The 15,880-nt window shown below is 70.4% G+C and carries 17 protein-coding genes, 1 tRNA gene, 1 pseudogene and 2 riboswitches; of the genes and pseudogenes, 11 read left to right on the plus strand and 8 right to left on the minus strand.

Annotated features, from left to right (window positions below; translation table 11 throughout):
- Positions 1 to 207 precede the first annotated feature (207 nt).
- From ACWEF2_RS03845 to ACWEF2_RS03865, 5 genes are all read right to left on the minus strand, one after another.
- On the minus strand, positions 208 to 405 hold the full coding sequence (locus ACWEF2_RS03845) for a hypothetical protein (protein WP_453811616.1): 198 nt from the start codon (positions 403 to 405) through the stop codon (positions 208 to 210).
- Positions 406 to 517: 112 nt separating this feature from the next.
- Positions 518 to 1,204: a nucleotidyl transferase AbiEii/AbiGii toxin family protein gene (locus tag ACWEF2_RS03850; protein ID WP_453811618.1), complete on the minus strand. Its 687-nt coding sequence runs from the start codon at positions 1,202 to 1,204 to the stop codon at positions 518 to 520.
- Positions 1,204 to 1,524 carry a hypothetical protein gene (locus ACWEF2_RS03855; RefSeq protein WP_453811620.1) on the minus strand — a complete coding sequence of 107 codons (321 nt, stop codon included), beginning with the start codon at positions 1,522 to 1,524 and terminating at the stop codon, positions 1,204 to 1,206. Before ACWEF2_RS03855 ends, ACWEF2_RS03850 begins: the two co-directional genes overlap by 1 nt.
- A 36-nt stretch (positions 1,525 to 1,560) precedes the next feature.
- Positions 1,561 to 2,313: a hypothetical protein gene (locus tag ACWEF2_RS03860; protein ID WP_453811621.1), complete on the minus strand. Its 753-nt coding sequence runs from the start codon at positions 2,311 to 2,313 to the stop codon at positions 1,561 to 1,563.
- 38 nt (positions 2,314 to 2,351) lie between these two features.
- Entirely contained in the window at positions 2,352 to 3,071 is a 720-nt protein-coding gene (locus tag ACWEF2_RS03865; RefSeq protein WP_453811623.1) for a FadR/GntR family transcriptional regulator, read from the minus strand.
- Positions 3,072 to 3,324: 253 nt separating this feature from the next.
- Positions 3,325 to 3,423, plus strand: a riboswitch (glycine riboswitch).
- Positions 3,424 to 3,518: riboswitch (glycine riboswitch) on the plus strand. It abuts the riboswitch before it with no gap.
- A 33-nt stretch (positions 3,519 to 3,551) separates the two neighbouring features.
- Here ACWEF2_RS03865 and gcvT point away from each other — a divergent pair.
- The 4 genes from gcvT (at position 3,552) to ACWEF2_RS03885 (ending at position 8,420) form a co-directional block, all read left to right on the plus strand.
- The gene (gcvT, locus tag ACWEF2_RS03870) at positions 3,552 to 4,640 is read left to right on the plus strand and encodes a glycine cleavage system aminomethyltransferase GcvT (protein ID WP_453811625.1); all 1,089 of its coding nucleotides are present in this window, start codon (positions 3,552 to 3,554) and stop codon (positions 4,638 to 4,640) included.
- Positions 4,637 to 5,026, plus strand: coding sequence for a glycine cleavage system protein GcvH (gcvH, locus tag ACWEF2_RS03875; RefSeq protein WP_453811627.1), 390 nt, complete (start codon positions 4,637 to 4,639; stop codon positions 5,024 to 5,026). The genes gcvT and gcvH overlap by 4 nt, the downstream gene beginning before the upstream one ends.
- A 78-nt stretch (positions 5,027 to 5,104) precedes the next feature.
- Positions 5,105 to 6,481 (plus strand): L-serine ammonia-lyase, encoded by a 1,377-nt coding sequence (locus ACWEF2_RS03880; RefSeq protein ID WP_453811629.1) that lies wholly within the window; start codon positions 5,105 to 5,107, stop codon positions 6,479 to 6,481.
- A 226-nt stretch (positions 6,482 to 6,707) separates the two neighbouring features.
- Entirely contained in the window at positions 6,708 to 8,420 is a 1,713-nt protein-coding gene (locus ACWEF2_RS03885) for a hypothetical protein (RefSeq protein ID WP_453811630.1), read from the plus strand.
- A 188-nt stretch (positions 8,421 to 8,608) separates the two neighbouring features.
- Here the strand turns inward: ACWEF2_RS03885 and ACWEF2_RS03890 are convergent, their stop codons facing one another.
- Entirely contained in the window at positions 8,609 to 9,226 is a 618-nt protein-coding gene (locus ACWEF2_RS03890; protein WP_355595599.1) for a DUF6286 domain-containing protein, read from the minus strand.
- 151 nt (positions 9,227 to 9,377) lie between these two features.
- On the opposite strand from ACWEF2_RS03890, the gene ACWEF2_RS03895 reads away from it, so the two are divergent.
- A complete protein-coding gene (locus ACWEF2_RS03895; RefSeq protein ID WP_453811632.1) occupies positions 9,378 to 10,571 on the plus strand; it encodes an amino acid deaminase/aldolase in 1,194 nt (397 codons plus the stop codon).
- Positions 10,572 to 10,669: 98 nt separating this feature from the next.
- Here the strand turns inward: ACWEF2_RS03895 and ACWEF2_RS03900 are convergent, their stop codons facing one another.
- Positions 10,670 to 11,008, minus strand: a complete 339-nt coding sequence (locus ACWEF2_RS03900; protein ID WP_355595603.1) for a DUF3618 domain-containing protein — start codon at positions 11,006 to 11,008, stop codon at positions 10,670 to 10,672.
- A gap of 111 nt (positions 11,009 to 11,119) precedes the next feature.
- On the opposite strand from ACWEF2_RS03900, the gene bcp reads away from it, so the two are divergent.
- Positions 11,120 to 11,584, plus strand: a complete 465-nt coding sequence (gene bcp, locus ACWEF2_RS03905) for a thioredoxin-dependent thiol peroxidase (protein WP_453811634.1) — start codon at positions 11,120 to 11,122, stop codon at positions 11,582 to 11,584.
- On the opposite strand, the gene ACWEF2_RS03910 is transcribed toward bcp, so the two are convergent.
- A complete protein-coding gene (locus tag ACWEF2_RS03910) occupies positions 11,581 to 11,841 on the minus strand; it encodes a hypothetical protein (RefSeq protein WP_453811636.1) in 261 nt (86 codons plus the stop codon). The two genes, bcp and ACWEF2_RS03910, sit on opposite strands and share 4 nt — an antisense overlap.
- A gap of 84 nt (positions 11,842 to 11,925) precedes the next feature.
- Here ACWEF2_RS03910 and ACWEF2_RS03915 point away from each other — a divergent pair.
- The 5 genes and pseudogenes from ACWEF2_RS03915 to ACWEF2_RS03935 all read left to right on the plus strand — a co-directional run.
- A pseudogene (locus ACWEF2_RS03915) lies at positions 11,926 to 12,096 on the plus strand (HNH endonuclease); the annotation flags it as partial.
- Positions 12,097 to 12,126: 30 nt separating this feature from the next.
- Positions 12,127 to 12,200, plus strand: a tRNA-Leu gene (locus ACWEF2_RS03920).
- 607 nt (positions 12,201 to 12,807) lie between these two features.
- Entirely contained in the window at positions 12,808 to 14,007 is a 1,200-nt protein-coding gene (locus tag ACWEF2_RS03925) for a sensor histidine kinase (protein ID WP_453811638.1), read from the plus strand.
- A 159-nt stretch (positions 14,008 to 14,166) separates the two neighbouring features.
- A complete protein-coding gene (locus ACWEF2_RS03930; RefSeq protein WP_355595609.1) occupies positions 14,167 to 14,832 on the plus strand; it encodes a response regulator transcription factor in 666 nt (221 codons plus the stop codon).
- 277 nt (positions 14,833 to 15,109) lie between these two features.
- Positions 15,110 to 15,880, plus strand: coding sequence for an ABC transporter ATP-binding protein (locus ACWEF2_RS03935; RefSeq protein ID WP_453811641.1), 771 nt, complete (start codon positions 15,110 to 15,112; stop codon positions 15,878 to 15,880).

Raw genomic sequence — 15,880 nt, forward strand, 5'->3', positions numbered from 1 at the left:
ATGCCATGACGCGGTCTCGGGCAATTTCGTCTCCCCTGAAGTGACACGACCGGCCGCCGGTCGGCGTCCCTCCTATCTACCGCCCGCACGCCCGCGCCGAGCGGGCCGCCCGAATCCGTAGACGAAAGTCGATGTCGTCGACACAGGTTGACGCGACGGACATGTCACCCGGAGTTGACCGCCGCCCTCCGCCGCCCCGGAGGCGGCTCAGCGGCGGCGGGTGCCGTACTTCCTGCGCAGCTCGGCCACGGTGTCCAAAATCTCGTCCTGGGTCCTGAGCAGCTTGGCCTCGGCCTCCTCGGTACGGCCCTCGGCCGCCAGCCGGCGGTTCCCGGTACGCTTCCCCAGCCTCCGCTTGGCCCAAGCCCTCATCTCGCGCAGGTTGAGCTTCTCGACGAGACCCATGGTCCACACTCCTTCTGCAGGCAGGCCCCTCGGCTTCCCCGCGGGCGGCCGAATATGCGTCCCCGCCCCGTGTTCCCCGCTCAACCCGGGCGCCCGGCCCCTTCGAGGGGGCTCAGTCGAGGTCGGGAACGTCGTCGTACTCGGCGTCGCCCTCGTCGGCCCTGCGGAGCTTGACGTCCTCCACCCAGGCCCAGGCGAACCGGCGGATCTCCGCGATCCGCTCGCCGTCCACGCCGTAGGACTCGAAGTCCTCGTCGGCGATCAACTCGACGAACTCCAGCCGCATCACCAGCTCGGCGAGGGAGAACTCCTCGTTGTGCAGCCGGGCCAGGTGCTCCAGCTCGCGGAAGCCGTACAGGTGGGAGACCGACGCGATGTCGATGACGTCGCGGGCGAGGCTGCGTTCGTGCAGGGCGCGCATCTTCAGGCCCACCGCGTCGGCGAGGGAGACGACGGACAGGTCGCCGAGGGTCACGGGCTGACGCTGGAACGCCTCCCTGAGCAGGTCGAACTCGCAGCTCTGCTCCGTCACCGGGTCGCGCACGACCATGCGCCCCATCCGGGGGGTGACCTCGATCAGGGTGACCTCCAGCCCGGCGTCCCCGAACGCCCGGGCCACCCCGTCCGCGACCTCGGGCAGCGGGATCTCGGCGGCGGTGGCGAAGTCGAGGTCGTCGCTGGGACGGTCGGTGAGACCGTGGGCGTTCAGGGCGTGACCGCCGGCCAGGACCAGGCCGAACCTGGCGCAGGCGGGCAGTACGGCCTGCACCATCCGCTGCTGGAAGGGAGGCAGCGTCATCATTCCCACCCCAGATCGGTGATCCTGCTCTCCCAGGCCCGCCGGTAGCTCGGCCCGAGCCCCCGGCGCAGAGTGGGCCAGTCGGCCACCAGGAGCCCGGCGTTGAGATACGACTCGGCGTCGGCCCGGCCGCCGCCGGTGATGACGATGCGATACAGGCTCATCCGCAGCAGCGGGTTGACCAGGTCGAACTCGGTGAGCCCGGACCAGGCCAGGTGGATGGGCAGGGCGACCACCCCCGTGGCGGGACCGCGCAGGTCGGCCAGGGAGCCGGGGACCCGCTGCTCCACACCGTCCCAGCGGGACGGAAGCGCACTCACGCCTCTCAGTATGCCCACCCGGGCCCGTCCGCCGCCTCATCGCCGCGACCGCTTCCGGGTGGAGGGAAGGTCGTGGCGCCCGGAGACGAACTCCTGGAAGGCGATCTTCGCGCGGATCACCGGACGGCGCCACCGCTCCTCACGGCGCTCGGCTTCGACCATCTTGCGGGGCGCCGGACGCCGGGTGCCGGGGGCGTAGAACCAGTACGCCCAGGGCGAGCCCGGACGGGCCAGCCGGATCGCGCCCGGGATCAGCAGGAGCGGGACGAACAGGCCGACCAGTCCCGTCCAGATCTTGCCCTTGAGCAGGGTGACCGTGGCGAGCGCGAGGTTGGCCACGATGACGCCGACCGTCACCCAGGTGCCCTGCGGCGTGCCGTCCGACCCCTCCCAGCCGAGTGGGCGCAGGCCGAGCAGGAGCAGGCCGGTGATCGCGATCGCGATGAACACCGCGTCGACCGAGGTGCGGCCCTCCTCCTCCCAGTAGACGTCGTGCAGGTGCAGGATCAGCGCGAACTCGTCCAGGACCAGGGCAGCGCCGATGCCGAAGACCGCCGCGGTGACGGCGTACCAGCTCTGGGAGATGCCCGACACGATCAGCCCCGACACCCCGCCGAGCATGGTCAGCACCACGCCGAACACCACGTGGTGGATGTGCATCTCGCCGATGTTGACGTTGCGGAACCAGCCGAGCTTGGCGCGGATGAGCCGGACGTTGATCCGAGTGAACACGAAGGCGCCGATCAGCGCGACGAAGAAACAGAACAGCGGCAGCCGCCCTGTGTCCAATATTCTTTGCCGGAACAAATCCCCCACGGCCCATCAGGCTATGCGAGAAACCCTCTCAATAGGGTCGCGGTGCCCTCAAGATGCCCGGCCACCGCACGGCTCGCGGCGCCGGAGTCTCCGGCCAGGATCGCCGTCACGATCTCCTCGTGCTGGACGGCGGCGTGCCGGATGTTGTGCTGGAGCAGCGGGATGGCGTTGAGCAGGTCCGCGACCCTGAGCCAGGCGTCGGCGCAGGCCGCGGTGAGCAGCGGGGAGCCGGTCAGCTCGGCGATGGCCAGGTGGAAGGCGGTGTCGAGACGGCGGTAGTCTCCCGGCCCCGCGGAGTTGACCTCCCTCAGCCGCCGCCGCAGCTCGTCGCGGCGCGGCCGGTCGAGCTCCGTGCCGGCCAGCGTCTGGGCCGCGCCGAGCTCCACGGCCATCTGGAAGGTGAGCGCGTCGGCCAGGTCGTCGGTGCCCATGTCCACCACGGCCCTGCGCAGGTCGCCCTGGTCAGGGCGCGGCGGGGTGTAGGTGACGAAGGCTCCGCCGTACCTGCCCCGCCGTACGTCGAGGTAGCCGGCCTGTTGCAGCGCCCGGATGGCCTCGCGCAGGGTGACCCGGCTGATGCCGAGGTGCGCGGCGAGCTCCCGCTCCGGCGGCAGCTTCTCGGTCACCACCTCCAGCTTGATCGCCTGGAGCAGGCGCTCCACCGTCTCCTCGAAGGCGTTGCCCGCCCGGACGGGCCGTAACACGGCGGCCAGGGGCGCCCACTCGTCCACGCCGCCCCCACCCCCTTGACCGACGTTCGCCGCACACTCCAATGGTCTAACCGTAGCCCAATGACGGTTCGGCGAGGAGGGCCGCGGGGACGCCTGCTCCGGCTCCGCGCGGGGCGGCCCCCGGCCGTCCGGCGCCGGATGACCGGATGGATCCCCCATACGCCAGGGACAGATGACAATCAGGGAGGAACCGTGACAGTACTGGGATTTCGCTCGGCCGGTGCGGACGGTTAGGCTGGCCACGACACCGATTGAATCCCGCGCGGGAGAGTGTCCTGACATCCAGGCCAGGACCCCTGAAGGAGCAAGCCCTCCCCGCGAACCTCTCAAGGCAAAGGACCGTGCGGGTAGGTGCCCTCTGGAAAGCAGGCCGTACGGCCTCGCCGAAGGTGAAAGTCCGGCAAAAAACGGGCGAAGCTCTCAGGCATCCACGACAGAGGGGGAGGATGCTCTCATCTGACCCCTGCCTGAGGTGCGAACATGTCCCGACCCACGCCGCTACGCGGCGTCCACGAGGCCCTCGGCGCGACGCTGACCGATTTCGCGGGCTGGCTGATGCCGCTCCGCTACGGCAGTGAGGCCGCCGAGCACAACGCGGTCCGCCAGGCGGCGGGCCTGTTCGACCTGTCCCACATGGGCGAGATCTTCGTGACCGGCCCGCAGGCCGCCGAGGCCCTGGACTACGCGCTCGTCGGCTACATCTCCGCCCTCGAACCGGGCCGCGCCCGCTACACGATGATCGCCGATCGCCGGGGCCGCGTGCTGGACGACCTGATCGTCTACCGCCTGACCGGCGAGGAGTTCATGGTCGTCGCCAACGCCTCCAACTATCCCCGGGTGGCCGCCGAGCTCACCGAGCGCGCCCAGGGCTTCGAGGCCGTGGTGGACGACCGCTCCGAGCGGTACGGGCTGATCGCGGTCCAGGGGCCCCGCTCCCTGGAGATCCTGAGCGAGCTCACCGACGCCGACCTGAACGGCCTCAAGTACTACGCCGGCCTGCCCGCCACCGTGGCCGGGCGCGAGGCGCTCATCGCCCGCACCGGATACACCGGCGAGGACGGCTTCGAGCTGTTCGTCGCGGCCGGCGACACCGAGCCGCTCTGGGCCGCGCTCACCAAGGCGGGCGAGCCGTACGGCATGCTCCCCGCCGGACTCTCCGCACGTGACACCCTCCGCCTGGAGGCGGGCATGCCGCTGTACGGAAACGAGCTGTCGGCGGAGCTCACTCCGTTCGACGCGGGGCTCGGCCGTGTGGTGAGGTTTGACAAGCCGGGCGACTTCGTCGGCCGGGCCGCCCTGGAGCCGCTCAAGGACGTCCCGCCGGCCCGTCGTCTGGTCGGACTGATCGCGACCGGCCGCCGGGTGCCCCGCCACGGGTACCAGGTGGTGTCCGGCGACGGCACCGTCGTCGGGGAGGTCACCAGCGGGGCGCCTTCCCAGTCACTGGGCAGGCCCATCGCCATGGCCTACGTGGACACCGGTCTGTCCACCGGCCTGGCCGTGGACATCCGGGGTAGCCGCGAACCGGTCGAGGTCGTTGAACTGCCTTTCTACAGGAGGAAAAAGTGAGCAACATTCCCGAGGACCTGCACTACACCAAGGAACACGAGTGGATCTCGGGCATCGACGACGGCCTGACCCTGACCGTGGGCATCACCGCCTACGCCGCCGAGGCGCTGGGTGACGTGGTCTACGTGCAGGTGCCCGAGGTGGGCTCGGCGGTCACCACCGGCGACGCCGTCGGCGAGGTCGAGTCGACCAAGTCGGTGAGCGACATCTTCGCCCCGGTGACCGGTGAGATCGTCGAGGTCAACCAGGCGGTCGTGGACGACCCGTCGTTGGTCAACAGCGACTCGTACGGCGAGGGCTGGCTGTTCCGCGTCCGGATCGAGGGCGACACGGAGGACCTGCTGTCCTCCGAGGAGTACGCCGCACTCACTTCGGGCGAATCCTAAAATTTCTCCTTTTGTGCCGTGATCATGCGCGCCGACCGGCGCGCATGATCACGGCGATGTGAAGGCAAGGACAGAGCAATGGCGATCAGCGTCTTCGACCTCTTCAAGATCGGGATCGGCCCGTCCAGCTCGCACACCGGTGGACCGATGGCCGCCGCCCACAGGTTCGCCCGCGGCCTCGACGAGACCGGGCTGCTGGACAAGACCGCCAGGGTCGAGGTGATCCTGTACGGTTCCCTCGGCCTGACGGGCAAGGGTCACGGCAGCGACAAGGCCGTCCTGTTCGGTCTCTCCGGCGAGAAACCCGAGCTCATCGACGTCGACACCGTGGAAGAGCGGCTGGCCGCCATACGCGCCTCCGGGACGATCTCCCTGTACGGCTCCCACGAGATCCCCTTCGTGGTCGGCGAGCACCTCGTCTTCGAACGCAAGATCTCGCTGCCGCACCACCCCAACGGCATGCGCTTCAGCGCCTTCTCCGAGGCGGGCGACCTCATCAGGGAGAAGGTCTACTACTCGGTGGGCGGCGGCTTCGTCGTGGACGAGAACGCCACCGGCGCCGACCGGATCAAACCGGACGACACCGCCCTGCCGCACCCCTTCACCACCGCCGCCGAGCTGCTCGCCCACTGTGCCGAGACCGGCCTGTCGATCTCCGGGCTGATGCTGGAGAACGAGAGGGCCTTCGGCCGCTCGGAGCAGGAGATCCGCGACCAGTTGCTCCACCTGTGGCGCGTCATGACCGACTGCGTCCGGCGCGGTGTCTCCAAGGAGGGCGTGCTGCCCGGCGGGCTGAAGGTCAGGCGCCGGGCCAACCAGCTCCACCGGAGACTGCAGGGCGAGTCCCCGGAGAAGGACCCGCTCCACGCGATGGACTGGGTCTCCCTGTTCGCCCTCGCGGTGAACGAGGAGAACGCGGCCGGCGGCCGGATCGTCACCGCCCCCACCAACGGCGCCGCCGGCATCGTCCCGGCCGTGCTCACCTACTACGACCGCTTCGTCCCCCAGTCCAGCGACGACGGCGTGGTGCGCTTCCTGCTCACCGCCGGGGCGATCGGCGTGCTGTTCAAGGAGAACGCCTCCATCTCCGGCGCCGAGGTCGGCTGCCAGGGCGAGGTCGGATCGGCCTGCTCGATGGCCGCCGCCGGGCTCACCGAGGTGCTGGGCGGCACCCCGGAGCAGGTGGAGAACGCCGCCGAGATCGGCATCGAGCACAACCTGGGCCTGACCTGCGACCCGATCGGCGGCCTGGTGCAGATCCCGTGCATCGAGCGCAACGCGGTGGCCTCGATCAAGGCCATCGCCGCGGCCCGGATCGCGCTGCGCGGCGACGGCCGCCACTTCGTCTCCCTGGACAAGGCGATCAAGACGATGCGCGACACCGGCCGCGACATGCTGGACAAGTACAAGGAGACGAGCCGCGGTGGCCTGGCCGTGAACGTCATCGAGTGCTGACCGCTCCGCTCCCGCGCGTCGCGCGACGGCCCACGTGGCCGGGGTGACACGGGAGCGGGACGTTCGGGAGCCCTTTCCCGGTGAGAGCGGGGTTCGGGCCGACAGGGGAACGACTCACCCATTTATCTGACAAATGAGTCAATGGGCGCAAACTTCGCCTTCCTCCACATAGGCCGGTGCCCCGCCCTATGCTGGGTGCCCCCATCGCGGAGACTCGGAGGTTCTGGTGTCAACGGAGGTTCTGTCACCGGAGGAAACACGTCCGGAGAGCCGCTTCCTCCGCTCCCACTGGCTCTTCATGATCGCCCTGCTGGCCGGCGCCGGGCTCAGGGCCGTGGCCGTGCTGGGCTACCGGCCGGCCCTGTGGTTCTGGGCCGACTCCTTCGTCTACCTCAACGCCGGGCTGGACCCCCGCCCGCTGGAGTCCCGCCCGTCGGGCTACCCGCTGTTCCTGTGGATGCTGAAACCGCTCTCCAGCGTCCAGGCCGTGGTGGTGGTCCAGCACCTGCTCGGGCTGACCGCCGCCTGCTGCGTCTACCTCCTGCTGCGCCGCCTCGGCGGGCTGCCGGGCTGGGGGGCGACACTCGCCACGCTCCCGGTGCTGCTGGAGGTCCACCAGGTCCAGCTCGAACACCTCGTCATGGCCGACCTGCTGCTGGAGTTCCTCGTGATGGCGGCGGTCACGCTGGTGATGTGGCGGCGCCGCCCACCGGTGTGGATCGCGCTGCTCACCGGACTCCTGCTCGCCGCGGCGACCGTCACCCGGACGATCGGGCTGCCGCTGATCGCCGTGGTACTGGTCTGCATGGTGATCCGGCGCGCCGGGTGGCGGGCGTTCACCACCGCCGCGCTGACCTGCGTGATCGGGCTGGGCGGCTACGCGGCCTGGTTCGCGTCCACCTACGGCGACTACGGGCTGACCCGCGGCAACGCCTTCCTGTGGGCGCGCACGCTCACCTTCGCCGACTGCGAGCGGATCAGGCCCTCAGGCCCCGAGGCCGCGCTCTGCCCCACCGACCCGGTGGGCGAGCGCAAGGCCCCTCCGGCCTACATCTGGGACGCCGCCTCACCGCTGAACAAGGTCAAGGGCACCTGGGCCGAGCGCGACAGGCTCGCCGGCGACTTCGCGATCCAGGCCATCAGGGCCCAGCCGCTCGACTTCCTGCGCGCGGGCCTGGCGGACGTGGGCCACATCTTCGACTGGGACCGCCGGGTCTACCCCACCCCGGGCCCGCAGAGCGCCTACGTCTTCCCCGACGTCACCAGGCCCCTCCCCGCCGGGATCGCCTCCCAGGGCAGGACCGCCGGAGAGCTGACCACGGCCTACCAGGGCGCCCCCGGCGACACCCGCCTCATCGAGCCCTACGCCGGATGGCTGCGCGCCTACCAGCGGTACGGCTCCCTGCGCGGCCCGTTCCTCGCGGTGATCCTGCTGGTCGGCCTGGTCGGTGTCCTGCTCCACTGGCGGCGGCTGGGCGGCGCCGTACTGCTGCCCTGGGCGGTGGGGACCGTGCTGCTGGCCCTGCCGCCCTTCATCGCGGCCTTCGACCACCGCTACGTGGTGCCCGCCGTCCCGTTCCTCTGCCTGGCCGCCGGGCTGGCCTTCGGGACGCGGCGGGAGCCGCCGTCAGCGCCGCCGGACATGGAGACGGACGGAGGCCCCGAGATCCTCATCCCCGACAGTTTTGCGGACCTTCGTGACGACGTCCTTGTTCAGCCGGGTGACGAGTTTTCCGACGTCGGCCGTGGGCTCACAGCTCACCGCGATCCGCAGCCGATCACCCCGTACCGTCCTGACATGGATGCGACTCAGTCCTTCGACTTCTTTAAGCGCGACGCCAAGCATCGCGGTGCCGGACCCGCTCCGGCTTCCCCACCGCCCCCAGCCCAGAGCGCGCACCAGCCACCTGATCGCCAGGAGAGCCAGTACTACCTGTAGCAGCGCGGCCGACCAGCCCAGCCACGGATGCCCGGACAGATAGCCGGGGAGCTCCCGGCTCAGAATCCGGTCGCCGGCCGCCTGGGGGCCGATCTTGCCCTGGCTCCGGATCCAGGCGTAGAGCCCTGCCCCGGTCAGGACCGCCCCGGAGACGGCCAGGCCGATCCGGTTGCCCAGGTACGCCCTCATCAGACTCCCCTCCTGCGCAGCCGTACCACGACCTCGCCCCCGCACATCGCGCCCAGAATCGCCAGCCGGTCCCCCACCACCGTGCCCACCTGGCGCAGCAGGTGACCGGTACGGTCCGCGCCGGTGAACACGGTGACCTCGATGTCGCGCGATCCAAGGCGCACCCGCGCCCTGCCCACCTCGTCCACCGACTCGGCCGCCGCCCGCAGCGTACGGCGGAGTCCCGCCCGGGTCAGGCCGATCACCATCCGGGAGTCCGAGGACTCCAGCGGCACCAGCCGGGTCCGCCCCGGCAGGGCGGCGAGCACCAGCAGCAGGACACCGGCCGCCAGCGCGGCCGTCGCCACGGTGAACACCGCGGGGTCCGACCACTTCACCGCCCCGATCCCGCCCGCGAGCTTTCGGTACGGCACGCGCCCGAGCGGAGAGCCCATCGCCAGACCGGCCGTCACCCCGGCGGCGGCGGAGAGCCCGGCGGCGGCCAGCAGGGCCACCAGCACGCCCGCCGGAGTCCTCTCCGGTCTCAGCAACCGCACCGACCTGCGGCGCACCGCGTGCAGGTGTTCCCCGGCCGTCGTGCCCCCCGCTCCCGCCAAGATGTCCTGGAGAGTACTCATCACCTGGTCAGGTCTACGCGCCCCAGCCGCCCCACGCGGGGTCCGACCGGCGATTTTCACGATCTTGGGAGCCTCCTGGCCGGAGAATTTACCGCCGGGCAACCAACATGAACATTACTCATATTCGCCCGGATGTGACTATCCTGCCGACATGGACGACCGTCAGCGCTACGACCGGGCCACCGCGCACCTGAACCCTCCCCTCGCCGTGCTCGACCTGGCGGCCCTGCGCTCGAACGCGGCGGACATGATCCGGCGGGCCGGCGGCAAGCCCATCAGGGTCGCCAGCAAGTCCGTCCGCTCCCGGCCCGTCCTGGAGCGGGTCCTCGCCATGGACGGCTTCACCGGCATCATGGCCTTCACCCTGCCCGAGGCCCTCTGGCTGGTCTCCTGCGGGCTGAGGGACGTGCTTGTCGCCTATCCCACCGTGGACCGCTCCGCGCTCGCCGAACTGGCCGCCGATCCCCGGGCGGCCGAGGAGATCATCGTCACGGTGGACCGGACCGAGCACCTGGATCTCATCGAGTCGGCGATCGGCGGTATCCCCAACCGCCACGAGATCCGGATATGTCTGGACATCGACGCGGGTTTCATCGCCCTCGGCGGCAGGTTCCGGGCGGGTGCCCGCCGCTCCCCCGTCCGCGAGGCCGACCAGGCCGCCGACCTGGCGACCGACATCGTCAAACGCCCCGGCCTCCGCCTGGCCGGCGCGCTGGCCTACGAGGCCCAGATCGCCGGGGTCGGCGACGACCGGCCGGGCAACCCGGCCCTCACCAGGGCGATCCGCTGGATGCAGGCCCGATCGCGGCAGGAGCTGATCGTACGCAGAGGGCACATCGTCCAGGCCGTCCGCCAGATCGCCGACCTGGAGTTCGTCAACGGCGGCGGCACCGGCAGCATCGAGAAGACCGTCCGCGAGAAGGCCGTCACCGAGGTCGCCGCGGGCTCGGGCCTCTTCCACCCCCGCCTGTTCGACTTCTACCGCGGCTTCTCCGGCCGGCCCGCCGCCCTGTTCGCCCTCCCCGTCGTCCGCCGCCCGGCCCCCGGCGTCGTCACCGTCCTCGGTGGCGGCTACCACGCCTCCGGCGCCCCGGGCCCGGACCGGCTGCCCCAGCCCTACCTACCCGGCGGGCTGCGCTACGACCCCGACGAGGGCGCCGGCGAGGTCCAGACCCCGCTCCTCGGCCGGGCCGCCGACCACCTGCGGCTCGGCGACCGCGTCTGGTTCCGGCACGCCAAGGCGGGCGAGCTCTGTGAGCGCTTCGCGGCCCTGCACCTGATCGACGGCGACGAGGTGGTGGAGACGGCCCCCACCTACCGAGGCGAGGGACGCACCTTCCTCTAACGGGGGTGAACCGAGAGTGATTCGCCCGGTCAGGCAGACTCGATCCGGTAAGCCCCCGCCGCGCCTCCGTACCGGCCGCATCCGCGCCCGGCCGCGCGTCACCGGCGGCGGCGCCGCCACAGCGTGATCATCGCGGTGACCACCAGCGCGGCGCCCACGCTGACCAGGAGCGGCGCCAGGCTCGGCTGCTCCTCGGCCCAGAGGCCGTCCGGCTCGTCCCGCACCGCGGCCGGCCTCGACGTGACCCCCACCGCGTCACCCACCCTGTCGGCGACGGAGGTCAGGAACTGCTTCGCGCTCGACTCGGCCTTGGCCGCGGTCCGCCGCGCGACCTGCTTCGGGCTCACCCGATCGGCGATGGCGTCAACCGTCTGGGCCAACTCCGCACGGGTCCGCTCGATCCGCCGCTCCAACTCCGCGGGATCGGTCTCCGCCATGGCACTCCTCTCATCGCCGTCGACACTGAGCAGTCTGTCAGGTCCCTCCGGCCCGCGGCACTTCGGGCGGGCCGGTAAGTTGACCCGGGAACGATTCCTCGGAGGAAACACATGAAACCAGAGCCCGGCGACGCCGCCCCGGACTTCACGCTTCCCGCCGCCGACGGCACCACCGTGTCACTGGACGCCTACCGCGGCAAACGCGTCATCCTCTACTTCTACCCCGCCGCGATGACCCCCGGCTGCACCAAGCAGGCGTGCGACTTCCGCGACAGCCTCGCCTCCCTGACCGCCGCCGGCTTCGTCGTCCTCGGCGTGTCGAAGGACACCCCGGCCAAGCTCGCCACGTTCGTCGAACGCGACGCCCTGACCTTCCCCCTCCTGTCGGACCCCGGCCTGGAGGTCCACCGGGCCTACGGCGCCCACGGCGAGAAGACGATGTACGGCAGGACCACCGTCGGCGTGCTCCGTTCCACCTTCGTCATCGATTCCGACGGAAAAATCGAAAAGGCCCTCTACAACGTGAAGGCCACCGGCCACGTGGCCCGTCTCCGCCGCGAACTCGGCATCGATTAATCGCCTTTTTTCACCGTTTGGCGCGGCCTGCGCATGCTCCAGGAATTGTCGGAGCCCTTCCGTAGGCTTGGAGCATGCCCAGCAAATACAAATACACCCCCGAAATGCTGGCCGAAGCCGCGGCGAACTCGCTGAGTGTCGCCGACGTCCTCCGCCGTCTCGGCATCACCGCCGCGGGCGGAAATCACGCGCACATCAGCCGCCAACTGAGACGCCTCGGAATCGACACCTCGCACTTCCTCGGCCAGGCGCGTCATCGCGGGCAACGTTCGGCCAGACGACTGCCCCCGGAGGAGGTTCTCCGGATGCGCCCGCCGGGATCCCTCAGAACGAAGCCCCCCATGCTCCGCCGGGCACTTCAGGAAGCCGGGGTGCCCTACCGGTGCAGTGCCTGTAAGATCGAGGGCGCCTGGGAGGGCGGGCCGCTCACGCTGCACGTCGACCACCTCAATGGCAACTGGCTTGACAACAGAATAAATAACTTGCGATTCCTCTGCCCGAACTGCCATTCTCAGACAGAGAACTTCGCGGGAAAAAACAAGGGGGCCGTAGCCCAACGGCAGGAGGCAGCGTCTTTAGGTGGCGCGCAGTATGGGTTCGAATCCCATCGGCCCCACGATCGCGTTGAAAAACATACCGTCGTTCTGAACTCAGTGAACGTAAGCGTCATCCTGTCCAGCCAGGACGCGTTCTTTCTCGAATACTACGTGAACAGTGGACGCGCCAAATCGAGATCCGCGGCGATACGTGCGGCGGTCCGGTTGCTGCGTGAGTCCGACCTCGCGAGGGACCGCGTCCCCGCCTCCGACGCCCCCGCTCTGACGAGGACGCCCCGCGACGGGTTCCCGCCAGGGACGGTGACGGGCCTTCAGGGGATCCGGGCGGCGGCCGACCGGGCGTCTTCCCGTAGGGGTTCGGCGGGGTGGGCGTGCCGGTCTCCGAGGCGCGGGCGGGCCGGTTCCTCGCGCGAGGGCCTCCGGATCCCGGCGCCGGATGCCGTCGGGCCGCGCGGCGCGTCCTCTTCACCGCGCGACCCGACGCCGTTGTGACCCGCCATCACAACCGTTTCTCCCTTTACTCACCCCGGAGGGTGCTCCCGGAAACCATGGTGGCAAACAGCGGGTAAAGGCCGCGTAAGCCGTACGCGATATGCGACCTGAGTCGTATACGGGTTCCCCCTTTAGGGGGAAGGCCGCTGATCTGCATATACGTATGGTGGGGGTGTGTTCGGCAGAGTACGCGCCTGGAGTCGGCGCCATCCAAGGATCGTGGACATCCTCTGGCTGGCGCCGTTCGTGCTGGTCTCGCTCTGGAACGTGTGGCTCGTCGCGGCGGAGCCGGAGCCGCTCTGGATCACCCGTGTTCTGGGGTTCTGGGAGTTCCTCGGTATCGGGCTGACACTGACCGTGCCGCTCTTCTGGCTGCGGAAACATCCCCTCGCGGTGTTCGCGATCGTCTCACTGGCGAGTTTCGCCCAGTGGCTGGCCGGGGTGATACCGCTGTTCTTCAACACGGCCGTGCTCATCGCGATGTACGGCGTGGCGTCGCGCTGCCGGCTTCGCTGGGCGGTCGCCGCCGGCCTGGTGGCGGAGCTGGGGCTGGCGCTCTCCTTCGGGCAGATCACCACGGATCCGGATTTCAACTCGTGGGCCACCGCCTCGGTGTTCGTGGTCGCGATCTGGATCACGGGGATCTACACCAATACCCGCCGCCGCTATCTGGAGAGCCTGGAGGAGCGGGCCGAGCGGGCCGAGCACGAGCGTGACCAGCAGGCCCGGCTGGCCGCGGCGGCCGAGCGGACCCGGATCGCCCGCGAGCTGCACGACGTGGTCGCGCACAACGTGAGTGTGATCATCGTCCAGGCCGACGGGGCGAGCTACGCGATCGACAGCGATCCCGAGCAGGCCCGCGAGGCGATGCGGGCGATCTCCAGCACGGGCCGGCGGGCGCTGGCCGAGATGCGGAGGATGGTCGGGGTGCTGCGGGCCGACGGCGTGCCCGAGGAGTACGCCCCGCAGCCGAGCCTGTCGCAGCTGGACGACCTGGTGACCCAGGTGCGCTCCTCCGGACTGCCCGTCGACTTCCGGGTCATCGGCTCTCGGCGGGAGCTTCCGGAGGGAGAGCAGCTGACGGTCTACCGGATCGTCCAGGAGGCGCTCACCAACAGCCTCAAGCACGGCGGTCCCGGCACCCGGGCCACGGTCGAGGTGGAGTACGGCGCCCGGGAGGTCTGCCTGCGGGTGACCGACGACGGCCGCGGCGGCGCCGCCCCCGGGAGCTCGGGCGGGCACGGCCTGGTCGGCATGCGGGAGCGGGTGTCCATGTTCGGCGGGACCGTTGAGGCGAGGCCGCGTGCGGGGGGCGGGTTCCGGGTGGTCGCCCGGTTGCCGACGGGCGAGCCCGGGGAGATCCGGGCTGCGTGACGGAACGGGGCGACGGGGCTCTTCCGGGGGCGCAGGCCACCGGGGTGGGTGAGAGAGTACTGAGGAAGCGGTGCCGGAGCGGCCCCGGCTCGATGGACGAGATCGCCGGCCGAGAGGCGAGAGCCACCGGCGGGGCGAGTGAGAAGTGGTGGACGACCCGTGATTCGCGTGATGCTGGTGGACGATCAGGAACTTCTGCGGGCCGGGTTCCGCATGGTGCTCGGCGCGCAGCCGGACATCGAGATCGTCGCGGAGGCGGGCAACGGGGCCGACGCGGTCGAGGCGGCCCGGACGGTCGAGATCGACGTCGTGCTGATGGACGTGCGGATGCCGGTCATGGACGGGGTGGAGGCGACCAGGCTGATCTGCGCGGCGGGTGAGAGGCCGCGGGTGCTGATCCTGACCACGTTCGACCTGGACGACTACGCGTTCGCGGCGCTGAAGGCGGGCGCCTCGGGGTTCCTGCTGAAGGACGTGCCGCCCTCGGACCTGGTCAGCGCGATCCTCTCGGTGCACAGCGGGGACGCGGTGGTGGCTCCGAGCACGACACGACGGCTGCTGGAGCGCTTCACCGTGCATCTCCCCGCGCCGGGCACGGCCGAGCCGGAGGCGCTCGGCGGGCTGACCGCACGGGAGCGGGAGGTGCTCGTGCTGGTGGCCAGGGGCCTGTCGAACACGGAGATCGCCGGTCGGCTGGACCTGGCGGAGGCGACGGTCAAGACGCACCTGGGCAGGGTTCTGTCCAAGCTGGGTCTGCGGGATCGGGCCCAGGTGGTCGTGTACGCCTACGAGTCCGGTCTGGTCGTCCCGCATTCGGCGGGCTAGGAGTGTAACCGGGCACGTTCACCGGGTCGCGCACCGCTCAGCGGCGCCGGTACGGCGGGCGGGGTGTCCCGGGATCGGGACGCTGCTCTCCGGTCTGGGCGCCGTTCCGGGGCTCTCGGCCGAATGGCCGAGTCGGGACTACCTCTGAGGTAGCAGCCGCCCCACCGTGGAGGTCCTGCGGGGGACCCGAAGTCCGTCCTGGAGTCCGATGGATCGCGTTTTCCCCGGCAATAGCGTTTATCACGTCATAACGCATATGTTGCCGAGGAGAACTGACGTGACCATAACCGGAGAGGTCGGCGCCTGGAGCGCGCGGAGAGACGCTGCGGCCGCCGTTGTGGCCAAGGGGCTGACCAAAATGTACGGCCAGGGGGACGCGGCCGTGCACGCCCTTCGGGGGGTGGACGTCTCCTTCGCGACAAGTGCCTTCACCGCGATCATGGGGCCTTCCGGCTCCGGTAAGTCCACGCTGATGCACTGCCTGGCGGGGCTCGACACGGTCACCGGCGGGCAGGTGCACATCGGGGAGGTGGAGCTGACGGGGCTGGGCGACAAGCAGCTCACCCTGCTCCGCCGCGAACGGATCGGCTTCATCTTCCAGGCGTTCAACCTGCTGCCGACGCTGACCGCCGAGCAGAACATCCGGCTCCCGCTGGAGATCGCCGGGCGCCAGGCCGACCAGGACCTGTTCGACCGGGTCGTGGACACCGTGGGCCTGCGTGACCGGCTCGGCCACAGGCCGACCGAGCTGTCCGGCGGCCAGCAGCAGCGGGTCGCGGTGGCCCGCGCCCTGATCAGCAAGCCGCGGGTCATCTTCGCCGACGAACCGACCGGCAACCTGGACTCGCGGAGCGGCGCCGAGGTGCTGTCCTTCCTGCGCACGTCGGTACGTGAGCTGGGGCAGACGATCGTGATGGTCACCCACGACCCGGTCGCGGCCTCCTACGCCGATCGCGTGATCTTCCTGCGCGACGGGCTGCTGGTCAGCGAGCTGCTCCAGCCGACCCCGCAGACCGTGCTGGACACACTGATGAAGCTGGAGTCCTGA

It is taken from the genome of Streptosporangium sp. NPDC004631 (assembly GCF_053601935.1).

Coding starts and splice junctions, on each gene's coding strand:
- ACWEF2_RS03845 (WP_453811616.1), bottom strand. CDS start 405: ATGGGTCTCGTCGAGAAGCTCAACCTGCGCGAGATGAGGGCTTGGGCC.
- ACWEF2_RS03850 (WP_453811618.1), bottom strand. CDS start 1,204: ATGACGCTGCCTCCCTTCCAGCAGCGGATGGTGCAGGCCGTACTGCCC.
- gcvT (WP_453811625.1), top strand. CDS start 3,552: ATGTCCCGACCCACGCCGCTACGCGGCGTCCACGAGGCCCTCGGCGCG.
- ACWEF2_RS03880 (WP_453811629.1), top strand. CDS start 5,105: ATGGCGATCAGCGTCTTCGACCTCTTCAAGATCGGGATCGGCCCGTCC.
- ACWEF2_RS03890 (WP_355595599.1), bottom strand. CDS start 9,226: ATGAGTACTCTCCAGGACATCTTGGCGGGAGCGGGGGGCACGACGGCC.
- ACWEF2_RS03895 (WP_453811632.1), top strand. CDS start 9,378: ATGGACGACCGTCAGCGCTACGACCGGGCCACCGCGCACCTGAACCCT.
- ACWEF2_RS03900 (WP_355595603.1), bottom strand. CDS start 11,008: ATGGCGGAGACCGATCCCGCGGAGTTGGAGCGGCGGATCGAGCGGACC.
- bcp (WP_453811634.1), top strand. CDS start 11,120: ATGAAACCAGAGCCCGGCGACGCCGCCCCGGACTTCACGCTTCCCGCC.
- ACWEF2_RS03910 (WP_453811636.1), bottom strand. CDS start 11,841: ATGACGCGCCTGGCCGAGGAAGTGCGAGGTGTCGATTCCGAGGCGTCT.